The 15,689-nt window shown below is 65.6% G+C and carries 19 protein-coding genes; 7 read left to right on the forward strand and 12 right to left on the reverse strand.

Translation table 11 applies throughout. From position 1 onward, the window contains the following. Positions 1–451: helix-turn-helix domain-containing protein (locus tag G3446_RS13340; RefSeq protein WP_209262406.1), on the reverse strand; the 451-nt coding region annotated here is incomplete at its 3' end. 541 nt (positions 452–992) lie between these two features. Here G3446_RS13340 and G3446_RS13345 point away from each other — a divergent pair. Further along, positions 993–1,238, forward strand: coding sequence for a BrnA antitoxin family protein (locus tag G3446_RS13345; RefSeq protein ID WP_164453330.1), 246 nt, complete (start codon positions 993–995; stop codon positions 1,236–1,238). Positions 1,239–1,366: 128 nt separating this feature from the next. Here G3446_RS13345 and G3446_RS13350 read toward each other — a convergent pair whose 3' ends face one another. From G3446_RS13350 to G3446_RS13375, 6 genes are all read right to left on the reverse strand, one after another. Next, a complete protein-coding gene (locus G3446_RS13350) occupies positions 1,367–1,879 on the reverse strand; it encodes a GNAT family N-acetyltransferase (protein ID WP_164453331.1) in 513 nt (170 codons plus the stop codon). Next, positions 1,876–2,166 (reverse strand): type II toxin-antitoxin system TacA family antitoxin, encoded by a 291-nt coding sequence (locus G3446_RS13355; RefSeq protein WP_164453332.1) that lies wholly within the window; start codon positions 2,164–2,166, stop codon positions 1,876–1,878. Before G3446_RS13355 ends, G3446_RS13350 begins: the two co-directional genes overlap by 4 nt. An 84-nt stretch (positions 2,167–2,250) precedes the next feature. After that, entirely contained in the window at positions 2,251–2,529 is a 279-nt protein-coding gene (locus G3446_RS13360; protein ID WP_164453333.1) for a type II toxin-antitoxin system HicB family antitoxin, read from the reverse strand. Positions 2,530–2,532: 3 nt separating this feature from the next. After that, on the reverse strand, positions 2,533–2,946 hold the full coding sequence (locus G3446_RS28050; protein ID WP_245232487.1) for a type II toxin-antitoxin system HicA family toxin: 414 nt from the start codon (positions 2,944–2,946) through the stop codon (positions 2,533–2,535). Further along, positions 2,900–3,595, reverse strand: coding sequence for a helix-turn-helix transcriptional regulator (locus tag G3446_RS13370; protein WP_342450113.1), 696 nt, complete (start codon positions 3,593–3,595; stop codon positions 2,900–2,902). Before G3446_RS13370 ends, G3446_RS28050 begins: the two co-directional genes overlap by 47 nt. Positions 3,596–3,734: 139 nt before the next feature. Beyond that, on the reverse strand, positions 3,735–4,547 hold the full coding sequence (locus G3446_RS13375) for a methyltransferase (RefSeq protein ID WP_164453335.1): 813 nt from the start codon (positions 4,545–4,547) through the stop codon (positions 3,735–3,737). Between the two features lie 213 nt (positions 4,548–4,760). Here G3446_RS13375 and G3446_RS27475 point away from each other — a divergent pair, with 213 nt between their 5' ends. The 3 genes from G3446_RS27475 (at position 4,761) to G3446_RS13385 (ending at position 5,994) form a co-directional block, all read left to right on the forward strand. Next, positions 4,761–4,928, forward strand: coding sequence for a MerR family transcriptional regulator (locus G3446_RS27475; protein WP_167757081.1), 168 nt, complete (start codon positions 4,761–4,763; stop codon positions 4,926–4,928). 70 nt (positions 4,929–4,998) lie between these two features. Then, the gene (locus G3446_RS13380) at positions 4,999–5,553 is read left to right on the forward strand and encodes a MerR family transcriptional regulator (RefSeq protein ID WP_164453336.1); all 555 of its coding nucleotides are present in this window, start codon (positions 4,999–5,001) and stop codon (positions 5,551–5,553) included. Between the two features lie 216 nt (positions 5,554–5,769). Further along, positions 5,770–5,994 carry a hypothetical protein gene (locus G3446_RS13385; protein WP_164453337.1) on the forward strand — a complete coding sequence of 75 codons (225 nt, stop codon included), beginning with the start codon at positions 5,770–5,772 and terminating at the stop codon, positions 5,992–5,994. 157 nt (positions 5,995–6,151) lie between these two features. Here the strand turns inward: G3446_RS13385 and G3446_RS13390 are convergent, their stop codons facing one another. After that, positions 6,152–7,591, reverse strand: a complete 1,440-nt coding sequence (locus G3446_RS13390) for an aminotransferase class I/II-fold pyridoxal phosphate-dependent enzyme (RefSeq protein WP_164453380.1) — start codon at positions 7,589–7,591, stop codon at positions 6,152–6,154. A gap of 193 nt (positions 7,592–7,784) precedes the next feature. Here G3446_RS13390 and ilvE point away from each other — a divergent pair, with 193 nt between their 5' ends. Continuing rightward, a complete protein-coding gene (ilvE, locus tag G3446_RS13395) occupies positions 7,785–8,684 on the forward strand; it encodes a branched-chain-amino-acid transaminase (RefSeq protein WP_164453338.1) in 900 nt (299 codons plus the stop codon). Positions 8,685–8,774: 90 nt separating this feature from the next. Here the strand turns inward: ilvE and blaOXA are convergent, their stop codons facing one another. The 3 genes from blaOXA to G3446_RS13410 form a co-directional block, all read right to left on the reverse strand. After that, positions 8,775–9,551, reverse strand: coding sequence for a class D beta-lactamase (blaOXA, locus tag G3446_RS13400; protein ID WP_164453339.1), 777 nt, complete (start codon positions 9,549–9,551; stop codon positions 8,775–8,777). A gap of 314 nt (positions 9,552–9,865) precedes the next feature. Beyond that, positions 9,866–10,402 (reverse strand): GNAT family N-acetyltransferase, encoded by a 537-nt coding sequence (locus tag G3446_RS13405; protein WP_164453340.1) that lies wholly within the window; start codon positions 10,400–10,402, stop codon positions 9,866–9,868. A gap of 74 nt (positions 10,403–10,476) precedes the next feature. Then, positions 10,477–11,775, reverse strand: a complete 1,299-nt coding sequence (locus tag G3446_RS13410; protein ID WP_164453341.1) for a methyl-accepting chemotaxis protein — start codon at positions 11,773–11,775, stop codon at positions 10,477–10,479. Between the two features lie 413 nt (positions 11,776–12,188). Between G3446_RS13410 and G3446_RS28055 the strand changes: the two genes are divergently transcribed. Both G3446_RS28055 and G3446_RS13420 read left to right on the forward strand, forming a co-directional pair. Further along, positions 12,189–12,431: a DUF3299 domain-containing protein gene (locus tag G3446_RS28055; RefSeq protein ID WP_245232488.1), complete on the forward strand. Its 243-nt coding sequence runs from the start codon at positions 12,189–12,191 to the stop codon at positions 12,429–12,431. A 198-nt stretch (positions 12,432–12,629) separates the two neighbouring features. Next, the gene (locus tag G3446_RS13420) at positions 12,630–13,757 is read left to right on the forward strand and encodes a calcium/sodium antiporter (protein ID WP_164453342.1); all 1,128 of its coding nucleotides are present in this window, start codon (positions 12,630–12,632) and stop codon (positions 13,755–13,757) included. A gap of 22 nt (positions 13,758–13,779) precedes the next feature. On the opposite strand, the gene G3446_RS13425 is transcribed toward G3446_RS13420, so the two are convergent. After that, complete coding sequence (locus tag G3446_RS13425) at positions 13,780–15,687, reverse strand: glycerophosphodiester phosphodiesterase (protein WP_164453343.1); 1,908 nt, start codon at positions 15,685–15,687, stop codon at positions 13,780–13,782. Positions 15,688–15,689: the final 2 nt, after the last annotated feature.

The raw sequence follows: 15,689 nt of genomic DNA on the forward strand, positions 1-15,689 counted from the left end.
CGAGCCGTGGCTCTAACTCATTGACGCGAAAAGTCTCTTGCTTCTCCGGGTCGGCCTTCGAAGGGATCGTTCCGACGCGTCTCGGCGCCATGCCGAGCGCGTTGAGGAATCTGCCGACGGCGCTCGGGCTACGCTTGAGTCCGGTCAGCTCCTCGATCTTGGCGGCCGCCTCGTTGAGTGTTGCTGGCGGATGCTTGCGGAAATAGGCCTCAAGTCGAAAGCGGTGGCGCTCCAGCTCGCTTGTCGGGCCGTAGAAGTTGAGCTCGGAGAGTTTCTCGATCCCTCCCTCCTGAAACAGCCTGAGGTACTTTCGAAGGGTGTTGCTTGAAACGCCAGCGAGCCGACAAATCTCCTGGTGCTCAAGATCCTGGCTCTTCAACCACAGAACCTCCATGCGCAGGCGCACTCTCGGGTGCTCATGCTCGTAGCGCAAGCGCTTAATTCTTTTCAAGTCTTGCTCAGTAAACTCGATACTGATCATCGGCACATCAAGGTACACGGCGGCTTTACGGTAGCGATAAGCATAAAATAAATACAGCAGGTTAACGAGGCTTACTCAGAGCTAGGTTAAGAGGGCGCAATCTGTGCCTATACGAGGTATATCTGTGCGACCTCGGGCCGAGCCCGTGCCATTAACTTGGACCGAGGTTCGTCCGATGGTGAATGAAAACTGTGTCTGGTGCGTCAGCGCGTCAGCAGGTAGCCACGGAAATGCCTTACGCAACGCCGCATGAATTTCTGCTTCTAGATCCGCCTCAGTCGCGCCTTGCGTGAGTATCTTCGTCGTCATGGTTACTCAAACGGATTCTCAAAAAAAAAGAAAAAGGGGACGCATTTATTTTCGATCAAGAATTGGACGTGTTGGCCGTCCACACTCATGACCCTGGCCCTTTCTGCCGACGCGGACAACCAGACGATAACGCCATCAGCATCATCTCCGCACGCCCCGCGACACCCTCGGAGCGTCGAGCATACGCACAAAGGTGACCGACATGCGAGACGAGTACGATTTTTCCCAGGCCGAGAGCGGCCCAGTCGTGAAAAGCAGCAAGGAGCGGATCACCATCCGGCTCGATCCCGAAGTCATCCAATGGTTTCGGGATCAGGTTGCCGGCGGGGGCAATTATCAGACGCTCATCAACGAGGCGCTGCAGGAGCACATCCAACGCAGACAGGGTACCGACCTCGAGGGTCTCTTGCGCCGCGTCGTTCGCGAGGAGCTGAAGCAAGCAGGCTGAAACCCCAGGCGTCTGGCGGCCCAGCAATCGCCGCGATCTCGCGCGCTCCGCGTTACCCATCCTTCCGCATCGCCTCGCTCGCCGCCTGGACCAGAAAGGCCGAGCGGGTCAAGCTGTTCATGACGGAATCAGAGACCCGTGATCGGGAGTAGCGGACGCAGGTCTTTGACGAGGAGAAATAGGTGAAGTGGATCGGTTGGGGAGGGCACAAAACCAAAGTGGGCGTAGAAGCTTCGGGCGTCCTCGTCCTTGGCGTGGACCGCGAAGGTGCGGATACCGCCAATCTCGGCGGCCTGAAGCGTGCGGAGCATGGCGTCTTTGAGCAAGCCCGCGCCGATACCACGACGCTGCCAGGTGACGGCGACTGCGAGCCGGGCGAGCAGCATGATGGGCACGGGATGGCGGGCGAGCCCCTTGGTCAGTCGCTCCGGAGCATCGTCATAGGCGACCCCGCCGACTACGAGGGTGTAGAAGCCGATCACCTCATCGTCATGCAGACCGAGATAGGTCTGCGAGGCGTTTGCCTGCTGATTGGTGAAGGCATGGCGTAGGAGGAAACGATCGAGCGCCCCGCTGCCGCTCGAGAACCCATCGAGCGGATGGTCGCGCCGCAGCTTCTCGATCCGAAAGCCGGCCGTCATGCCGAGTCGGGCGGATCGAAGGACGTCGGCTCACGTAAGAGACGCTCGAGGCGTGGCAGCGCGCGGGGTGGGCTATCGAGCGCGGCCATGAAGGCGCTCCAGCGCTCGGCATCGAGCCTAAAGTGCTGCCGATCGGCCAAGGTCTCGTCGGCGCGCTCCAGTGCACTGCTCAACACGAACTGGCTCACCGACTGGTGGCGCTCCCGGGCTGCGGCACTGAGCCGCGCCTTCGCCTCGGGCGTGAGCCGCAGATCGAGCTTCGAGCTTCGTGCTTGAGGGGTTGGCATGCGCGTCTCCGGTTGAGTAGAGCTCATGATATCCGCCAGACATTGTCATGACAAACCGAAAAATGGGGACGAAAGGGGACACATTTATTTTCGGTGGGACAAATAGCGCTCGACCGCCACCTCGATCACCACCCACACCGCCCCGGACAGATCCGGATTTGCCTGGTGAATCGCCAGCGGGCGAAGTTCCGGCAGCGACTCCCCCTCATCCATCAGCAGTTCGACATGGGCGTCGATCGCCTCGTAGGCATTCTCGATGGCCTGGTCCAGCGTCTCCCCGGCCGAGAAGCATCCGGGCAGGTCTGGCACGGTGACCCCGTAGGCCACGCCATCATCGGTGTGCAGCGCCAAGACGAATCGCACGAATCACTTCCAAGGCCTAACGGCCTGACGGTCGATGCTGCGCAAGGTCGGCAGCGGAATATCGGCTTTCGGATGCGGAACCGTCACCAAGCCAGGTTGGCCGGGTCGCCGAAACTGGTGATGGGAGCCCTTCACCCGAGCCAGTTCCCAGCCGTCCGCCTGCAACCGATTGATCACGTCTGCGTTTTTAATGGTAGGTAGTCTAACCGCTGCTGGATCTGCGCCGCGCGGAAGTCGCCAACCGGGTCGCGCTGTACAAGGCCCTCGGCGGCGGCCTGCATGCGGACAGCGATGATGCGGCAGCGGCTCCCACTGGATCCCGCGCTTGACGGCGAAGCGGATCCCGCCCGGTGCTCGACGGCTGTCGGGCTCAGGGGATCCGCGGCGAGCGCGCCAGCACGCCCGGCGTGTAGCCATAGGCTCGCTTGAAGAGGCGGGTCAGATGGGGCTGGTCGGCGAACCCGGTCTCGGCCGCCGCCTCGACGATCCCGACCCCGTGGGCGATGAGCGCATGCGCCCGTTCCAGACGGGCCTGGACCAGCCAGGCATGCGGCGGAAGACCGTAGGCGCGAGCGAAGGCCCGCAGCAGACGATAGCGTCCGGTACCCGTCGCCTGCTCGAGATCGACCAGGGTCACGGCCTCGGCCAGATGATCGGCGAGAAAGTCGCGCACCGACCGGGCCAGGCCGGGCTCGACGGCGTGAGGCCGATTTCTTGCGCGTTCCGCACCATGGACCTGGACGAGATGGCCGAGGGCCGCGAGCAGCCGACTCTCCCGCTCCAGGGGATCGGCCGCCCGAAAGACCCGAAAGAAGGCGGCGAGCCGCGCGACCGCCCGCGGATCCTCGATCACGCCGAGGGGAAAGTCCGGCGGACCCTCGCGCCCCTCGTCCAGGTCGCCGCGCAACCGCGTCAGCATCCCGGCCGGGATCTGCAGGGTCCAATAGGTCCAGCCATCCCGATCGGCCTCGCCGGTATGGATCTCGCCCGGATCGGCGAGACAGAGGGTGCCGGCCGGGGCGACCAGGCTCCGGCGCCGGTAGACGAATCGGTTGGCGCCGCGCACCACCAGCCCGACCGTCTAGTCGTCGTGGAAATGACGCGGAAAGGCCAGATGACGGACGTCGGCCCGCCGCACCCACAGAATCTCGTCCCGGTCCTGGATGCGCCAGCACCGGGTATGCGTCCCCGTTCGGGATTCGAATTCAGCCACTCTCGCCTTGCGTTCCCTTGGTGCCGACCGCCTCGAAGAAGAGGTAATAACAGCTCCCATCGCCACTGTCCGCCGCCAGGAGATCCTCGATGCCGCGCTCCCAGAGCCGCGCGTCGAAACCTCCCGCCAACGCCCTGGCTCGTACGCCATCGACCATGGGAACGATGATGCGCCGCATGAAGCCCTCGCGCAGCACCGGATCGCCCGCATCGGCATAAATCAGTATCGGAGCGACGCCCACCTCCGAGAATCCGGCCGCCGTCAGGAGCCCCCGCAGTCGCCGCCCGATCATGGGATCGCCCCCGAGCCGGCGCTGCTCGGCGATCAGGGCGTCCCAGACGGCCCGCGACGCCGGCGTCTCCGGCTGAAAGCGGAAGGAACCGTGATCGCCCTCGATCAGGGTCAGGGTCCCGCCCACGCGCAGCATGCCGCGCAGTCGGGCGAGCGCCGTCTCTGGCCGTTTCAGATGCTCCAGCAGGAAACAGACGAAGACATGATCGAAGACCTCGCCCGTCAAGGGATCCCGGCCCAGATCGCCATGGACGAAGCGAAGGCTGCGCTCCCATCCGGCGAGACGCGCTCGTGCCAGATCCAGCTGACCGGCATCGACGTCCAGACAGGTCAGATGGATGCCGGGGTTGTCCTCCAACAGGGCCAGGCTCTGCCGACCACTGCCGCACCCCGGCTCCAGCACCCGGCTGCCGGCCGGGAAGCGGAGGTCGCGGTGCAGGAAGGGACGCAGGATCACCGCCTGATCCGAGAGACGCTCGGCCTCGCGCCCCGAATAACCGTGAATGTAGCCCATGGTTTCACCCATCTCCGTTTCGCAGTGCAGAGACGGTAGCCGGTGCGGACACCTTCGTCTTGAAGACTCTTGCAGCCTGCGGAACGGATGGCATGCGGCGCGAAACCGAATGGCGTTCGAAGACCTTGACCCGACGACGACCTCAGGGTCCATGCTCGTCCCCGACGCCGCCGATCGGGCGCGCGTCCTGCAACCCACACACGGAGAATCGAGATGACCAAAGACCAGTGGATCGAGCTGTTCCAGGAGATCGGGCTCGATGAAGACAGCATGCAGCGCTGGCATCGCTGCTTCGAGACCCGCTATCCGGACGGGCACCAGTCCTTCCTCGAATGGCTGAACATCCCGCCCGACGAGATCCGCCGCATCCGCGCGGGCTGATCGCGCCAAGGCGCGAGCGGCCGAGCCACGCGCTCGGCCGCTCGCTTGGAGTCCTTCCCGGAACCGCATCATGACCGCTAGAACCTGGACCATCGGACAGGTCGCCCGCCGCTTCGGCCTGGCGCGCAGCACCCTCCTCCACTACGACGCCATCGGGCTGCTGGTCCCGAGCGGACGCAGCGCCGCCCGCTATCGGCTCTATTCGGGGCGCGATCTCGAACGGCTCGAAAAGATCCGCGCCTACCGGTCGACCGGTCTGGCACTGGAGACCATCGCCGAGCTGCTGCGGCACGAGGGCGAGGGACTGCGGCCGATACTCGAGGACAGACTCTTCGCCATCCATCAGGAGATCGAACAGCTGCGCGACCAGCAGAGGCTCATCCTGCGCCTGCTCCAGACCGACGCTCAGGGGCTGGATGCCCCCCTGGTCGACAAGGCGCTGTGGGTCTCGATGCTCCGCGCCGCCGGGCTCGACGAGGAGGGTATGCGGCGCTGGCATCGCGCCTTCGAACGCCAGGCGCCGGAGGCGCATGAGGTCTTCCTCGTCTCGCTCGGGATCGCGGCGGACGAGATTGCCGCTATCCGGGCCTGGTCGAGCGATCCCGATCCCCAGACGCCGGATTGAATGACTGCCCCTCCTCGTGTCTCGGGCAAACCGAACCGCTCGTCCTGGTCCTGGTCGTCCTCTCGGCGCTCGACCTGCCACCGGCCAGCTGGATCATCCGGCTGAGCTCGGACATCAAGAATGCCTGGGGCACCGAGCCCGCGCTCGAACCGCCCTTCGGTCAAGCCGAGGAGGCATCCCCGGCCGCAGCCGGCCCAAGCATCCACGGCCGAGAAAATGACGCCCGAGGAGATCGAGGCACGCTTCGCGGGAACCGGTCTCGGCCGCAAACGTCTCTCCGAGGTCTGCGAGATGGTCGGGCTGGACGTCCGGACCGGGCAGGAGCGGCTGGCGAGCGTGGGCATCGAGGCCGCCCCCGACGACGGCATTCGCGACCTGGCCGACGCCAACGGCAAGCGCCCGATCGACCTGCTGGTCATCATCCTCAACGGAAGCCAGTGAGCCGGCCGCCTCTCCCGGCCGCTCACTCAGTCTAGCGGAGGGTCCTTGGATGCGGGCCAATTCACGCTGCAGTCGATTGGGTGCACGGAGGGATGATCGACTGATCCGATCGAGTGTCAGCATCTGGCGCGACCGAGTGCACCGGACGGCCCTCCGGTCAGCTGGACGCGCCTTCCCGAATCAATCCAGCAATGGTCGCCAAGGCCCGCTCGACCCGGTCGTCCCACTCGCAGGCACACGACAGCCGCATGCAGTTCCGGTATTTCTGAGAGGCGGAGAAGATCGGCCCCGGGGCGATGCTGATCTGCCGATCGAGCAGGTGCTGGCTCAGCTCGAAGGTGTCGATCGGCTCGCCCAGCTCGACCCAGACGACGAAGCCGCCCTGGGGACGCGTGACCCGGGTCCCCTCGGGGAAATGCCGATCCACCGCCTCGACCATGCGCTCGACCGCACGCGCATATCTGCCGCGCGCCTTGCGCAGATGCCGCTCGTAGGCACCGCTACGCAGCAGCTCGGCCACGGCGATCTGGGGCGCAGTCGCCGTGGCCATGTTGCTCACGTATTTCAGATACTCGATCTTCTCGTGATAGCGGCCGGGGGCGATCCAGCCGACGCGCAGCCCGGGTGACAGCGTTTTCGAGAAGGAGGCGCAGTAGAGCACCATGCCTTCCTCGTCATAAGCCTTGCATACGGATGGCCTGCGTTGCGAAAAGCCGATGTCGCCGTAGACGTCGTCCTCGATCAGGGCGGCCTGGTGTCTGGCGAGCAAGGCGACCAGGCGCTGCTTGCGCTCATCCGGCATCAGATAGCCGAGCGGGTTGCTGTAGTTGGGCACTAGGATGCAGGCCTTGACCCGCCACTGCTCCAGGGCGAGCTGCAGCGCCTCCAGCGACAGACCGTCTCGCGGGTGGGTCGGGATCTCCAGCGCCTTCAGTCCCAGGGCGTCGATCGCCTGCAGCAGACCATAGAAGGTCGGCGATTCGATCGCCACCACGTCGCCGGGCTCGGTGACGGCGCGCAGGGCCAGCACCATCGCCTCCTGACAGCCGCTGGTGACGATGATCTCGTCTGCCGGGGTGTGGCATCCGCATTCCGCCATACGGCGTGCGAGCTGCTGGCGGAGCTCCGGGGCGCCGGGCGGAAAGGCGTAGCCGATGACGCGCTGGCGGTGCAGCCTGGCGGCGCTGGACAGCGCCCGCTCCACCGCGCGCTCGGGGAGGAAGCCGGGCCCCGGAACCGCCGCGCCCAGCTGCACGGTGTGCGGCTCATTGGTCGCCTTGCTGAGCTGCATCGCCAGCTGCTGACCCGAGATCGCCCGGGGTCGCACGCTGGGTCGGGAGATGTCCGGCTCCGGGATCCGGATCCTGGGGCGGGAGCGGACGTAGAAGCCCGAGCGGGGCCTGGCCTCGATGAAGCCATCTTCCTCGAGTCGGCGGTACACCGCGACTGCGGTTGCGGCGCTGATATTGCGCTGGCCGCTGAAGACGCGCACGCCGGGAAGCCGCTCGCCGGCCCGATAGAGGTCCTGCTCGATCTGTTCCGCGATCTCGGATGCCAGTCGTTCGTAGAGGAAGGCCCTAGGATCACCACGACAGATCGGACGCCTTGGGAGCGATACAGACGCCCGACAGCCTCATTTGTACCGAAACAAAAACAGAAATTTGCATCTGTAATGTTCACCTCCCGCTCTCTAGAGTCAAGGTCGACAGGAGGATCCGTCGGCGCGGCGATCGTCCGGATCCCGTTCGGCCGGCCCATGCCGGACTTCAAGACACGAGAGGAGAGATTCTGTGCATCGACATGCCATCTGTTGGTTGAACGGGGAGCTGCTGCCCGCGGCTCAGGCAACCCTATCCGTACTGGATCACGGCCTGCTGTACGGCGACGGCATCTTCGAGGGCATCCGGTTCTACAACCGCCACGCCTTTCGGCTCGACGCCCACCTCGACAGACTGGAGCTGTCGGCACGGGCGATTGCGCTGCAGATCCCGTACGGGAGGGATGCGCTGATCGAGGCGATCACCCGGACGATCGCGGCCTTCGAGGAGCCCGACGGCTATCTGCGGCTGGTGGTGACGCGCGGGGTCGGCCCCATGGGACTCGATCCGCGCGGTTGCGGTCCCGCGACCCTCTTCATCGTCGCCGACCAGCTGAGCCTGACGAGCAGGTCGGTCGGGGAAGAGGGCGCGCGTCTCATCATCGCCGCCACCCGGCGACTGCCCCCGAACGGTCTCGATCCGCGGATCGAGAGCCTCAACTATCTGAATCACATCCTCGCCCGCATCGAGGCCAATCATGCCGGCGTCGACGAGGCGGTACTGCTGAACGGTGAGGGACGGGTGGCGGAAGGCACCGCGGAGAACCTCTTCGTCGTGCGCGGTGACACGCTGCTGACCCCGCCGACGATCGAAGGGGCACTCGACGGCATCACCCGGCAATGCATCATCGAGCTGGCGCTGGAGGCCGGAATTCCGGTGAGCGAATGCCCGCTCGCCCCCTACGATCTCTACACGGCAGACGAATGTTTCCTCACCGGAACCGCCGCCGAGCTGATTCCGGTCCGGGACATCGGCGGCCGGCCCATGACCCAGTGCCCGGGTCAGATCTTTCTGAGTCTGCAGGACCGCTTCGCGGAACTGGTGGAACGGGAGACCGGGCCCATCGCAGCTGAGCCTCGGGCCAATCATTAGACTCGGCCCAAGGGTTCCCGCACCAGCGGATCACCCTGCACACACGGGGTCCATAACCCGGCCCCGTCGCAGAATAGATCCACCTGTCCTTCAGTCGATGATGCCCTTGACCCGCAAGGCATCTCGTGTCAGCGCCGCCCGCAGCGGCAGATCCGCTCGATCCTTCAGGGCGAGATTCATCGCGAAGATCCAGGTGTCGTCGTGCGTCTCGACATAGCCGACGTACCAGCCGACCGACGGGGTCGAACGCACCGACCAGCCGGTCTTGGCGCGCAGCGTCCAGTCCGGGGTCTGCTCGACGACCATGATGTCGCCCAGGGTGTCATAGGCGTGGGAACTGAGGGGCAGCGTGCGGCGCACCACCTGTTTGATGAAGTCGATCTGCTCGATGGCGCCGATCCGCAGCGATCCGTCCAACCAGAGCTCGGTCAGCGCGAAGGGCTCGGAGAGGGTGCCGTAACCGGCGCGACGGATCGCCTCCCGATAGGTCTCGGCACCCACGCGCTGCGCCAGGACCTGATAACACCAGACGCAGGACACCTTGAAGGCGCTGGCGAGTGTCTGGTCCCGGTTCCAATCCGGGATGTCATGGTGCCGGCCGTCCCAGATGAAACGATCGTCCGCGCCGGCGATCGCCTTGGCGTCGAGGGCGATCAGGGTATTGAAGATCTTGAAGGTCGACGCCGGGGAAAAACGGCGCTGCGCGCGTGCGTCGTCGTGGACGATAGTCTCGCCCGTGCGCAGCGAGGAGAGCACCAGCGTGCCCTCGCGGTCGGCCTGGGTGAAGAGTGACGCGAGATCCGCATCCTCGGCCAAGACGGGGCAGGACAGGAGAAGAACGGCCAGAATCGGAACGAGACGATGCATGAGAGCAATCCGAGTGAGAAGTGCAGGCCTTGGTCATCAGCCGGGCCGATAGGGTGGACGAGCGAGAGCGAAGTCCACCGAATCCCACGCCGGCGTTGGTGGACTGCGCTGCGCTTGTCCACCCTTGTATGTTCTGTTTCCAGGGCTTGAGAAGGAGCTTGGACAACTGGCCGAAACGATGATCGACGCCGAAGTGCAGTTCCAGGAACCGGTTAGCGGACGAGGGATCGAGCGACCGATGGCAATGTCGGCGAGTCGACCTCGCCCGGACCATCGACAGCGGCGCTCGTCGACAGAGACCCGAGCCGGCCCGGTTACCAGAGCGCCGGATCCCTCAATGCCTCGACGCACGCTATCTCGATAGCTCGCGTATCGGAGCTCTGTTCGCGCAGCAGGGCCGCCTGCCATCCGAAGGGATACTGGAGTGCGTAGGGAGGCCGATAGCCCATGGCCGTTTCGGCGCTGAATCCGAGCCTCCCGTAGAATTTCGGATCGCCGTAGACGAGCACGGCATCGACGCCAGTCTCCGATAGCCGCTTCATACCGCTCTCGATGAGCCTCGATGCGATACCGCCCCTTTGATATTCGGGCCTCACGCCGAGCGGTGCCAGGATGTAGCCCAGCCAGTTCGTGTCGGCATCGGCCGTGACGGGGCTGAAGGCGATGTGGCCGACGATTCCGCCGTCCATTTCGGCGACCAGATTGATGGTTTCCGGGTGCGTCTGTTCGCTCAGCAGACGCGCCGCGAGCATGGCGACGACCTGATTCTCGGCCTCGGTGAAGGCGCTCAGATGGACTTCGCGAACGGCGTCGCGATCGAGCTCTGATGCGACTCGGATACTGGTGGCCATAGACTGCCGACCCTCGAATCGATTGATGTCCGGACGGCCCTCTGGCCAGCCCCCGGGTCGTCGGCGCCAGTTCTCTAATTCACCTTGTCGCGCAACTCCTTGGCCGCTTCGAGAACGCTGTCCAGGATACTGGACGCCTCGTCGGTGGCTTGCGCCGCCTCTGCCGCATTGCGGGCGATCTCTTCCACCGCGGCATTCTGCTCGGTGACGCTGGCCGCGACCGACTGCATCTCGGACCTCACCTCGGCGACCCGGAGGCTCGCCTCGACCACGCGCTCCGCGAGATTGACGATGCGCGCGACATTGTCGTCGATCTGCTGGCGGGTCTCCTCGGTCTTGTCGGCGATCTGCTGCGTGGCTTCCTGGGTCTTTTGGGCCAGCTGCTTGACCTCGTTCGCCACGACGGCGAAGCCACGCCCGTGCTCCCCGGCGCGGGCCGACTCGATGGAGGCGTTCAGGGCCAGCAGATCGGTTTGATTGGCGATCTCTCGAATGACGGTGCTCATGCTTGAGATCTGCTCGCCGATGGCCGCCAGGGTGCGTATCGCGTCGGCCGCTCCCTGCGCCTCGCCCCCAACCTGTTGCGTGATCCTCTCGACGTCGCCCACCGTGACGACGGCGGTCTCGGCCGAGCGGCTGATCTCCAGGGTCGAGTAGGAGAGCTCCTCGGCGGCGGTGGCAACGCTCTTGATGTTGCCCGAAACCTCTTGGATCGACTGGACGGTGTTCGTGGAGAGGTCGTTGACGCGGTCGCTGGCGCGCACCATCTGGAATCTCAGCTCCTCTTGGGGATCGACCCATTCCACGACATAGGCCGGCTGACCGGAGAGGTCTTCGATGGTCTTGGTGTAGACCCGGAAATGGCCGAGCCCGGCGCCGAAGTCTTGCGCGAACCGCGAGTCCGTCTGTCCTCGGCTCAGACATTCCCTGCCGCAGTCGGCGGTCCGGCAGATATTGGCACCCCACTGATGGCAGGGCTTGCCGAGGAACTCGCTCAAAGGCTTGCCGAACGCCGTCTGAACCGGGCCGTTCACGTAGAGCCAGCGCCATTCCTTGTCCCCCGCCTCACCGATCGCGGTGACGGAGCAGGGCTGCTCGCAGGCATCCAGGACGCCCATGAAGAAGCGCTCGCGCTCGCGCTGCAGCCTATCGAGAGTCTCGATATGCCGGGGCATGCGCGCCCTGAGATACCATGCGGCCGCGAGTCCGATCAGTACGCCCAGCGGCCAGATCCAGTCGCCGGAGAGCTGCCAGAGCAGGGCCCTGAGCAGCGCCATGCACAGGAAAGCGATGATCAGCAGGCGCCCCAGACGCGCCATGTCGCCTCGCAACGCATGCAATGCCGAAGGCACGGAATCATGGTCGATAGCCATCGTCGATCCTCGAGAAAGGGATGAGCACAGGGGGTGAAAACAATGTCCTCGGAATCGAAGAACGGATGGAATGCGTCCGAGCCGTCCTCGTGGGCGGCATTGTCCCTGAGCGGGTGAATTCAGCGCGAAACAGCAGATGGGGACGCCGCTCATTGGCAACAATGCCCGGTCTTGGAACCGAACGGACGGCGATCTCTCGACCCCATTCACGCGCGAGGAAGGCCCGACATGAAACCACGGGGGCCTCCGCTGAGCATAGAGAAAAGGCGTGGCCCGACTCGAAACAGATTCGGGATCTTCGGCTTATATCGTCTAAGAGGATGGCGAAGGGGAAGAAGGCCGGGTGTAACAGCGCCAGGCCGGACATGCCGAGAGGTCGAGTCGGGTCCGCTGTGCGGACCAGGTGCCAGGAGATGCCGGGCTTTCTCCTGGTGCCCTATTTCGGCGCCTGCATCCATACGCCGCCGCCACCGGCGAGCCAGACCGTCTATGTCGTCATGCCTGCGGGCGAGCCCTACCAGGGCGGTCTCTTCGATACGGTTTGGGTCACTGGTACCATTCACGCGCTGACTGATCGCAGCGCCTTGGCCGCCGCTGGCTATCGCATCGATGCCGAGCGGGTCACGCCTTACGAGGGCGAGCTGGAAAGGCCCTGAGCTCGGAGCCGGGCTTGGGAGGCTTTGCGCCGCGACCGCCGTTAAGTCGCCGGCGTCCTTGGTTTCCCGCTGATTCCCGGCCGCGAGCGGCGGAACGACCCGGAGTGTCCTGCTGGTCGGCCTGAAGTCGGCCCCTCCCAGCTTGGCCGGCGCTCCGTCGATCGCGCTCCTTTTTTGCCCTGTCCAGGCGGATCTCTCATGCCAGATTGGATCGTCTCTTTGCTCTTCGTCCTACTCGGTTTCGCTGGCCTCATCGGTGGCGGCGACTCTCTGGTCCGCTCGGCCTCCGCGCTGGCCGCCATCATGCGCATCAGTCCGCTGGTCATCGGCCTGACGGTGGTCGCCTTCGGGACCAGCGCGCCGGAGCTGGCCGTGACGCTGCAGTCCTCCTGGTCGGGGGCGACGGATCTGGCGGTCGGCAACGTGATCGGCAGCAACATCGCCAATGTCCTCTTGGTGCTCGGCGTCGCCGCCTTGGTGGCGCCGCTGGCAGTGCATAGCCGGGTGGTGCGGATCGACGTGCCCCTGGTGATCCTCGCCTCGGCGGCGCTCTGGGTCCTGGCGTCGAACGGGCGCCTGGGGTGGATCGACGGCAGCCTGCTCAGCGGCGCCTTGCTCGCCTATCTGGTGTGGTCGGTGCGTCAGGGAAAGCGCGAGGCGCGGGAGGTCCAGGACGAGCTGGTCGAGGTCCTTCATCTCGAAGGGCTGCGCAAGGGGCACTACCTGATCCGGCAGATCGGCCTGCTGCTGGCCGGCCTTCTGCTGCTGGCGGTCGGCGCGCGCCTCTTGGTGATGGGGGCGGTGGATCTTGCGCGCGTCTTCGGCGTCAGCGAGCTGGTGATCGGCCTCACGGTGGTGGCGATCGGAACCTCGTTGCCTGAGGTGGTGACCTGCATCCTCGCCAGCTTGCGCGGCAAAGGCGACATCGCCGTGGGCAATGTCGTCGGCAGCAATCTCTTCAACATCCTGGCGGTGATTGGGCTGGGCGCCCTGGTCTCGCCGCGCGGCATCCCGGTCTCTCCTGAGGCCCTCGCCATCGACATGCCGATCATGCTGGCGACCGCCGTCGCCTGCCTGCCCGTCTTCTTCACCGGGATGCGGATCGACCGTCGCGAGGGCGCGGTCTTCGTCCTCTACTTCGTCGCCTACATCGCCTATGTGGTGATGCGCGCCACCCATGCCCCCTACCTGGCGCGCTTCGAGGTGGCCATGCTCGGCTTCGTGATCCCGCTGACCCTGATCGCATTGGGCTTCAGCCTCTGGCAGTGTCGGGTCAGGCGTCTGGCCGAGCGGCAGGCGCGGTCGCCCGCCGCGGCCGAGGAGTGAGCCGAACGCTCGGCGGGACGGCTCAGGGCGAGTTGTCGCGATAGGTACGCTGGGGTGCCGGCCTTCCGAGCAGCACGGCGGTATGGACCAACAAGCGCTCCACAGGGCTGAGCTCGGCGCGCTGCGCCAAGACCTCCCGCGCCATGGCCGGCTCGTCGGTGATGATGCCGTCGACGCCCAGCGACATCATGCGCGACATGGAGACTGGGTCGTTGACCGTCCAGACGAAGAGCTGCTTGCCGGACGCCTGGGTGCGCTGGACGAATCCGGGCGTCGCCATCCCCATGTTGACCGCGAGGAAGTCCGCGTCGAGCCGGGTCATGTCTCCGATACCCTTGGCTGACAGGAGTCCGATGGTCCAGTCCGGCCGCAGGGCGCGAATCTTCTGGATGCCTGTGTAGTCGAGCGACATGACGGCGACCTTGCCGGCCATGCCCGTGGCCTCGACGATCTCGACGACCCTTCGCTCCAGGTCCTCATCATGGCCGTAGTACTTGAGCTCGATCACGACGCCCGCCTCTCCGCGGGCGGCCTCGAGCACCTGACGCAGTGTGGGGACCCGGGCATCGGCGAACTCGGGAGACAGCCAGGAGCCGACGTCGATCCGGTCCAGATCCTCGAGCGAGGCATTCCAGATCTTGAGGTCGACGTTCGCGAGCTTCATGAAGTCGCTGTCGTGAATCACGACCACCTCGCCGTCGGCCGTCTCCTGAACGTCGATCTCGACCCAGTCCGTGCCGTCTTGGATCGCCAGCTCGACGGCGCTCAGGGTGTTCTCGGGGGCCTTCCCGGCGGCGCCGCGATGGGCGACGATGGTGATGTCGTCGCGAATCACCATGCCATCGATCAGCCAGGCGCCGGCCAGCACGGCCATCAGCGCGCCGCCGAGCAGCGCGGCCGTCATCCAGCGCGCGGTGCGGCGCCAGCCGGGCGAGCCGGTCTCGGCCCCGATGGCCTTGGGCTCGGCGTGCTCGAAGCCGGGCGCGAGGCGTTCCGCGAGTCCGAGCACGATGAGGGCGAAGGCGCTCGCATTGACGGCGCCGACCAGCCAATTCGCGAGCAGCCAGAGTCCCACGAGCCCGCCCAAGATCAGGACCAGGAGCGGCAGCTGGTCGAAGAAGGGCGGCGCGATCCAGTGTCCGAGTCCGCCGATCGCGGCCGTGGCCAAGGCCCCGAGCCCAAGGGCGGCTGAGGCCCAGATGGCGAGGAGCCAGAGGATCCGCCGACGCCTGCCCAGGGTTAGCCGGCTGCTTTCACGGAAGGAGGACCTGGGCGAGACGTCCTGAAAGAGGACGAGTGGCAGCGTCAGCGACCAGGCGATCAAGCGCTGGATCAGCAGGGCGGCCATGGCGGTGAGGACGACGCCGATCAGGCTGGCGGCGGTCCAGAATGCTGGAGGGCGAGCCTGCAGGTAGTAATTGATGTCGTAGTCGGTCAGCAGGAGCCAGGCGATGGCGCCGGCGATGGCGAGAAAGGGCAGGGCGAGCAGGAGCAGGCGCGCGACCAGCCAAAGACAGAAGACGAAGACCCTCGGGGCACGCCGCACGGCGAAGAGGATTGCCGCCAGCGTCCGGCCCCGGATTCCGGCCGCGCGCGTTGCGCCAACCGCCATGAGCGAGGCCTGCTCCAGGGCCATGACGGCGATGAGGACACCGGCCATGAGGATCAGCGCTGCCATGCCGACCGGTCTGAGCAGAAAGTAGAGGATATCCTGATCCGCGAGCGCCGGCTGGCCGGAGAGCCCGATGAGCACGCGGAGGATGAGGCCCGTCAAGGGGGCGAGCAGTGCGATACCCGCTGCCGTGTAGAGGGCGTGGATGAGGAGCAGCGGACGCCAGTCGCTACGGAGTCTTTCGATCTGGGCGGCGAGGAAGGACGAGGGCTGAATCGTCATGTTTCCGGACACGCGGACCTCGATGGGCTCATGCATGA

This window comes from Thiorhodococcus minor, assembly GCF_010820565.1.
In the GTDB taxonomy this organism is placed as follows: domain Bacteria; phylum Pseudomonadota; class Gammaproteobacteria; order Chromatiales; family Chromatiaceae; genus Thiorhodococcus; species Thiorhodococcus minor.